The sequence below is a fragment of the Emticicia sp. genome (assembly GCF_049241225.1).
Lineage (GTDB): Bacteria > Bacteroidota > Bacteroidia > Cytophagales > Spirosomataceae > Emticicia.
This window is the reverse complement of record NZ_JBMLRC010000115.1, coordinates 1-8,073: the sequence shown is the minus strand read 5'-3', so window position 1 is coordinate 8,073 and position 8,073 is coordinate 1. Positions and strand designations below refer to the sequence as shown.

The window sequence follows — 8,073 nt, the reverse complement described above, 5'->3', positions numbered from 1 at the left end:
GACAATAACGACTTTTATGGGGTTTTGTTTAGACTTCTTTCTGCAATCATATAGAAACTACTTTCCGCCTATTTTGATGAGCACAACTTTTAAGAGATTCTTAAAAACAAAAAAAATAAAAATACAACAACCTGTTTTGTTTCTTTCTTTTATATTTCTTATTCTTTCTATTCTTTCAGGTAGCGTAAATGCTTGATAATCAGTTTGTTATAAGTCTTAAAACGACTTTTATGGGGTTTAAAACGACTTTTATAGGGTATAAAACGACCTTTATGGGGTTTTAAAACGACTTTTATAGGGTTATATAACGACTTTTATGGGGTTTAAAACGACCGGTAAAAAATATTAGTCGTTTTAATAGCTTATTGTCTTAGATTATTTATATTTTTGTATACTGTTCACATACCCATATTAGACACATGGAAGCAAGTAAGCGAGAAAAAGCCTTAGAAGCAATTTCGAAAGACCCTAATAGAATCATAAAAACAAACCCGATCATTAATGCAAGATTTGATATAACGACCGTTCAAATGAAGGTTTTTTTGAAGATCATCGCTTCGATTGATCAAAGCAAAGATGATATTTCTGAGGTACAAATCTCAGTAGCAGAGCTACAAAAGTTTGTTGGCCGTACCTCGAAAAATATACATAAATACCTTCAAGAAGAACTTGTAAAGCTTAAACAACGAAATATTTTTTATGAAGATGAACATATCAGACTTGATACAAATCTACTGAGTTCGATCATTTATTATAAAAAACAAGGTTTTTTTTCCTTTGAGATACCGAAGGCACTGAAACCTTTTTTGCTTCAAATCAAAGAAAACTTTACAGTCTTTGATATTCGAAATATGTTATTTCTTGAGAGTATATATGCAATGCGGTTATATGAATATTGCAAGGAATTTGAGAGATTCAAACAGTTCGAAATTGATGTTGAAGAAATCAAGGAAAGATTTGGAATAGCTGATCGATACAAAAATTATTTCGATTTTAAGCTGAAAGTAATAAATCAAGCTCGAAGCGAGTTGATGAAAAATTCGGAATTGTATTTTGATTTTGAAGAAATAAAGGAAGGTAAAAAAGTAGTAAGACTTCGATTTACGATTATCAAGAATAATAAATTTTTTACCAAAGAAAATACTGAGTTATCGAAAGAAGTAGATGGCAAGGTGCTGGAGATTATTGATTTAGTAAGAATGTATGTTTCTGATTCTACAGTAAAAACTTGGTTTGAAAAGTATCCGTATGAGCAAATAAAAAAAGGTGTGGAATATTCATTAAATCAAGCAAAAAATGGTGGGATTAAAGATGTTGGAGCTTATTTACAAAAAATGGTTGCCACGCCCGACTTATTTGACCCATTAGAAATAACAAAACAAGAGCAGAAAAAGAAAAGAGAACAGGAAAAAGAGACGCAGGCACTAAAAGAGCAAGAATTAATTTCAGAAAACGCTAAAAACAAAATAAAAGCCGAGTACTACGAGGTGAAAAAGGAGCTGTCGGTCAGGATTTTGACAAAAGAAAGTGGCTTAAGTACAAAAATTTTGGTGCAATTGAGGCAAGAGAATGAGCAAGAATATAAACCATTTTTATCAGAAATGGCACTTAAAAATTATAAGTCGAATGCAAAATTTGAGCCTGATAGTCTGGAAGAGTTTTTTTATAATGTAGATGAAGGCGGAAGTTTTGCGAGCTATGTGTTTGATTATTTGCAAAAAGAATATGCTCAAGCCTACCAAAAACTCAAACAGGAGTTTTTGCCAAAAGCGAATAGAGTAGGAGTGACGGGGGATGAGCTTGTATAAAACAAGAATCATGTTTTTTCAATGAATACCTCTGATGATGAACAAAGCAGTTATTATCTACTATTTATTGGTAAATAATGACTGCTTTGTTTGGAAATATACCTATTAGATTTTGCCAACCAACCAGTTGATGATTGTAGTGTTTTCTGGAAGTAAGTAAGCAAAATGGTTGACCGAATCTGCCGAGCCTACCAGATAATAATTACTGGGTGGCAATTGAATTTTTGTGTTTCCTAACTGAAATACGGCACCAGCAGTCGGGACGACTGTGTCATTTGGTACACCTTTAAAAATTAGTTTATCAACGGCAATATTATCAAAAACTTTTTTGAGCCAAGTATCAGGTGTAAAATTAGATACAACTACAAAATAATTACTCACATCTACCTGTGCTACATTAAGCTCTTTTATCAGGTGGCTTTCAAGCTCTAAATCATTGATACCCGGCAAATCGACCACATTATTGGCAATGGCCTTAAATATTGCGGTAAGTTTCGGTAAAATTGGTAGATACGAACCAAAAGCCAAATTTGCTAAATTGGTTGCGGTGTTGAGTAGTTTCGCCCAATTTTCAGAGGATGCCATCTGAGTTCCTTCGTTAGGTGGAGCTATCATTATCAGTTTTTTTACGCCTGTAAACTTCAAGTTTTCTATTAAGTAACGGGCAACGATTCCGCCCCTGCTTCGGGTTATGATGGTTGTGATTTTATTTTCTAACTTGAAGTCGTCTAAAAGTTTTTTGAGGAAATCGGCGTTTTGTTGAATTCCTTGAACCAAAGTTGGCATATTAAAGCCAATGATTTTTCGTCCTTTGGTGGCATTTTGTATGAGTGGATTAGTGAAAAACTCTGAAAACCCTTTCTCAACACTACTAAATAGCCCAGGCATTACTAGTATTGCATTGTTGGTGGCAGTAGAGTTATCAAAATCTCTCCAACTATTGGTAGCACTATCAAACTCAAGTAGTTCATACTTGGTATCTCCGAGTGAAGAGAGAAATTCTCCTAATATCGGTTTTGTTACTTTTTCAGCAATTTTAGGTTTAATCCACTTGAACACCCTAAGTAGGAGTTTTTTCCCCTTGACAAAGATATTTCTTTCCTTAGGTGAATTATCAAGATTTAGTCTGACCTTTATCGCCCCTTCGAAGGCCCTATTAAACCCGAATGTTTTTGTACGAGTGTCAGAGTCAGTTATAATAGTAGGGAAACACCACTCCAAATACTTCCTACCTTCACTTTCGTTTTCGATCAAAATTGCGGTTTGATAGCCATCATTTTGATTGATAATCATTAGTTCTTCAGCAGAGTTTCCACGAGTCGGCAAGCTCGAAACTTCAATGTTTATTTCATCAACCCAAACGCCCAAACTTATTTGTTTATCAAGCACTATGTTGTTGATGTTACAGCTGATACCTTCTGAAATAATGACATAATTTCCATTTGAAGAATCAATTTTATAGTTAGAGAATGGAGCAATAAAACTGCTTCTCGAAATACCATTAATTGACTTATTGACCGATAAAGAAATGAGGCTTCTTTTTAAAAAATCAGACGCTAATTTACTTGTTTTTACATCGGCGATGAGTTGTGAAAGATTACCATAATTCAAAATATCTCCACTCGTCGGCACAGATTCTAAGTATTTATTTAATTTTGAATCACGGTGTAATAATTGGAATAATTCAAGGCTCAACATATCTTCCAAATGCTCATTCGAATTGAATGCTCGATTACTAAAAATTCTGAATAATCGTCGGAAAACTCCGCCTGAAACTTCCGCCCGTTTAGCTTCCTCAATAAAAGTGGCCATTTTCTCAGGCTCAAAGTCAGAACTAAGAGCATCGGTGGCTCTTAAAAGTCCATTGCCATAAACGTAATTGTATTGTGTTGATTTATCGGCGGATCTAAAAAGAGCTTGCCTGACTATTTCGGCTTTTTTCCAGTTTTCTCCGTTGGCTATGGTTTCAATTCGACTTCTATACTTCTGAATATATAGGGCTGCTGCTGCTGCAATTTGTGGCGTTGCACTTGATGTTCCACCGCCTTTATATGTCCACAATGGCTGATTTTTGTTAAAATCGCCATTAAACCAAGTAATATTTGGTGTGTAAGCAGCCAATGAAGTGGGTAATGCTTCGGCTGGACCGTAGCATGTTTGCATGAAAAGACCACCAGAGGCTCGACTGATATTTTTTTGTACATTTACTAAATAGGGTGCGTCATTGATAGCTGCACCAACGGCCCCAATGACCCGATCGAAGCGTGCGGGGTAGAGAGTTACCTTTGGCAAAATGCTACCTATTCCTTGTGAAAAACTATTACTTGCTGCCGAAACGATGACAATGCCTGCATCGTAAGCACGATTTACAGCATCTGCCATTATTTTGGTAGGAAAGCCCGCCATTGACATCGTAATTACATCACATTTATTCTTGATGGCATAATCAATAGCCGATGCAAAGTTTCTGCCCGAAAGCAGAGCTACGGATTCACTAATTTTCATAGAAATTACTTTCGCAAATGGAATCGCTCCAAAATATCCTTGAAATAAGCCTTGCATATCTACTTTGCCACCGGCAAGTAAGGCAAGTGTAGCATTGCCATGGCCTTGTTGTTCGGCAACATTGAAGGGAAAAACTTCTTCATAGTCGGTTGCACCTTCGTATGATTGACCTTCTGCAAAATGAACAGAAAGACCTTCTTCTAAATTTTCTGGTAAAATTGGACTATCGCGTAGATATCCAGTATCTATGTGGCCAATTTTTACTTGTTTTTCAAAATCTGGTTTTTTACCAAGACTTATTTCTGGATATACAATTTCCCTTGCCCGCATGAGTTGACTGTGAGCGTCGTCGAGATGCCAGATAAAGCGATTTGGACTTCCAAATTCTTCGGGATTTGGATAGGTGCTGAGATATTCGAGCGGACTTCTTGATAATTCATCCTCAATGGGATTAAATAAATTGCTGGCATTATCGGGTTCAACAAATAAGTTTTCTTGCATAGCCAGATTATAAGCCTTGTCCCATTCGGTTGAACCCTCAAGACTGCGTTGTTCAGTGGCATTTAAATTTAATAGGTTTTGTGGATTAACAGACCTGGTTGTTTTATTTGGATTGTGGATGATTAGACTTCTAAACTTTTTTGAAGAAATTGCTGGCAGATCGCTTGGTTTGGTTTCTGGGTTTACTGTTGGCGATGTTCCATCAATCGAAAATGGGAATTGATTGATGAATGCTTCATTATAGCTACCCGTTGTTTTAAATTGAGGCTGTTGCTGAGCACCAATTTTTGCACGAATTAAGTCTAAAAATTGCGGGTAATTGATGTTTCTATTATCCGTTTTAATGAATTCGGCAAAAGTTTTCAATAGCTCTACGGTAAAGAGACCTTCGCTATTCGATTCAAAGGCAAATTGTCTATCAGTACAGGCTGACAGTAGAATTACCGAGGCTTTTGGCTCTTTATTCGAATGAAACTTGATGTCGTCTAATTTTTGATTATTTTGAATCAGGATAGCCCTTACTTGTGCGAATGAGATAGAACGCTTAGTTTGAAACTCAGATGCTAGTGTGCCAAATACTTTTGTAATTGAACCGCTAAAACAGGAGTCGGAAACCACTACAATTCTTAGGTTTTCGGGTAGTTTACAAAAGCACTCATTAATCAAATCATCGACTAGAAAACCATCATAAGCAACCCAAGCCTGATCATTACTCGTTTCTTCGTCGTCAGCATTTAAACCTTGACTTTCATCCAATGGAGCCCCATGACCAGAATACGAAATTAGTAGAATTCCGTCATTGTCTGTCAAATTTCCTAGTCTTAAAATTTCGTCTTGAATTCCTTGTCTTGTCGCTTGCTCGTTGGCCAAGGTATTGGCAAAATAGCCAATAGAAGTGGCCAAATCTCTGATATTGTTCATATCATTGATGCATCCCGATAGTGATGGGACAATCTGACCATAGTAACTGCTATCAACATTATTGATGCCAATATGGAGTGATACTGCTTTCATGTTTTTTTATTTAGGATTTCGATTGTTTTTTATTATTGCTCAATTTGCTTTTTTTAATCCGTTGCCAAACCTTTGACTTTTACCTTCTTTGTCGTTATACTCTTCTGAGCGACCAATTTTTTTGTACAAGTTTTTAACGACTTCTTTTACTTGATTTTTAGTTAAGTTTGGGTTATCTGATAGAACCAATGCAATAACCCTGGCAAATCCAGTAGAAGAAGCAGATTTTCTATCATAAAACTGATAATAGTATGGGTCTGAATACCCCTTGTGGCCAATTGCCTCAGTACCATCAGAAGATTTTTTATTTTTCTGACATATTTTATAGAAAGTCTTACCGCTATCGTTCGAAAATCAGCAGAACAGAGGATAGTCGTAAGCCGATTAAACAGTTGGGTGGTGGTTAAAATTTGTTGCTCCTACAACAATTACTGCCTCACGTGAGGCATATTTGTTGAAATCAATAGGTTTGTGCCCTTTCTGGCAGCAAAGAAATAATCGATTCCTTGTTGCTTCTACCATTTTTGGGTACATTCCTTACAGCAAGATATTGTAGTTGGTGGGAGTGGGTAATCGATTAAATTATCGTTTTTATTTTTGGTATCTCCATCGGGTGGATCCCCAAATACAAACCGTATTATCAGCTCTCGCATTTACAGCCCAGTAGCATTGCTCTCATTGCAGTGCAGAACCCATAGATGGTGCTCGAACAGGTATTAATTCTGACTCTGGGTCAATTCATAGGGCTTTCTGATCGATTGAATGTTGGCCAAACTCCGAAAACAGATGATGAATAGGTTTTGGGAGTATGTAAGGGTATATGCTTCATTTGCATTTGAAGTATATGAAAAGTGCTTTGATGATATTCAAATTATCAGTTGATACGCTTGATTTCTAGTGAGATCGAGCCAGAATTATTTCTGTAATGATTGATAGAATCATTTGGAAAGAAGAATAGTGTTCCCTGCTGTTCTATTTTGAACTCATGTATACCCGAACCAATTTTGAAGTGATTCTCTTCATTGGCATTTATTGTAGCACATAAACAAAAACACTTTACACCTTTAACTCGCCGACCTGAAATAAATAAGAGTGGGTTGAAAAAGCCATCAGGATTTGTGGTAACAAATGAATCCTTCCAATACTGTTTCTTGTTAACCTTGATTTGGTAGATTTCTCCTATATTGACCAATATCTTTGGCTCAGATGAATATAATTCATCGGCTTTTACGCTGACCTTGATTACTTCTCCTATCTTCATGGCTTTATGCTTTAATTTATATTAAAACTACGAAGATGGTTTTTTAAGTCAAAACCATTTTTATTTATCGGTTCTAGCAAAAGAAGGTGCTTTTAATCTACAAAGTATACCTCACTACACACAAAACTGAGGTAACCATTTTGACTTGTGTATTCACATGAAAATGTAGAAAAAGCTCATAGTAAAACGAGTTACCAACTAGTCTTTATTCTTGTGTAATGAAATTCATTACATCGAGTTTACGCTATATCTCATTTGGCATATTTTCAACTAAAATGGGATACACAAGACGTTTTGCATAAGGCTAGGAATTAAGAATTAAAGCCCCATTTTTTTCTGTAAAAGATTTTATCGTGTTGAATAGCTTGTCTTTGCTCAATTAGCAAAATGCCTGGTGAAGTACTGATATGAGACGAAAGATAATATCCAATCACCAGAGTTTTGGTAGCTTCTAGAGTTAATTGATTATTTCAGATATTTTTTTGTTTTGCTAAGGTAAAAAAGTATTAATCAAATAACTCACTTCAAACATTTAACATAAATAGTTTTTAAGTCTCAATAATGCTCAGTGCTGAGTCAGTAATGCCTTTGCAGGAATTATAAAATTACTTGCGAGCTAAACCTTATACTATTCGAATGAAAAGCTTTTTACTTTGTTTTCCCAATCTACTTTTCCTTTTCAATTGGCTTAGGAGACACTATCTATCAACGTAAAACAGTCTGTCAACAGCCATTTTCTGTATAAAATATAATGAACATATTTTTTATGAAATTTTCGTATCTAATCTCAGTAGTAATAAAAAGCTTGTTGCATTGTTTTTCAATTTGGTTTACCTGTCTATCAAGGCAAAAGGGTCTGTCAACAATCCGTTGACAGGCTATTTTAATATACCACCCTAAATTTTTTGGAATAGGGTTATTACTTGTCACTTTTGCGGACCGAATTTCTTGCGATACTTTGATTAACTGACGCATATTTTTAAA

At 35.5% G+C, this 8,073-nt stretch carries 4 protein-coding genes; 1 reads left to right on the top strand and 3 read right to left on the bottom strand.

Translation table 11 applies throughout. From position 1 onward, the window contains the following. The first annotated feature begins 419 nt into the window (after positions 1–419). Positions 420–1,808: a replication initiation protein gene (locus tag ACOVO2_RS07075; RefSeq protein ID WP_421769297.1), complete on the top strand. Its 1,389-nt coding sequence runs from the start codon at positions 420–422 to the stop codon at positions 1,806–1,808. Between the two features lie 105 nt (positions 1,809–1,913). On the opposite strand, the gene ACOVO2_RS07070 is transcribed toward ACOVO2_RS07075, so the two are convergent. The 3 genes from ACOVO2_RS07070 to ACOVO2_RS07060 form a co-directional block, all read right to left on the bottom strand. Then, the gene (locus tag ACOVO2_RS07070) at positions 1,914–5,828 is read right to left on the bottom strand and encodes a DUF7379 domain-containing protein (protein ID WP_421769296.1); all 3,915 of its coding nucleotides are present in this window, start codon (positions 5,826–5,828) and stop codon (positions 1,914–1,916) included. Between the two features lie 874 nt (positions 5,829–6,702). After that, on the bottom strand, positions 6,703–7,089 hold the full coding sequence (locus ACOVO2_RS07065) for a hypothetical protein (RefSeq protein WP_421769295.1): 387 nt from the start codon (positions 7,087–7,089) through the stop codon (positions 6,703–6,705). Between the two features lie 723 nt (positions 7,090–7,812). Further along, positions 7,813–8,073 (bottom strand): hypothetical protein (locus tag ACOVO2_RS07060; protein ID WP_421769294.1); only part of this gene is annotated, 261 nt, incomplete at its 5' end.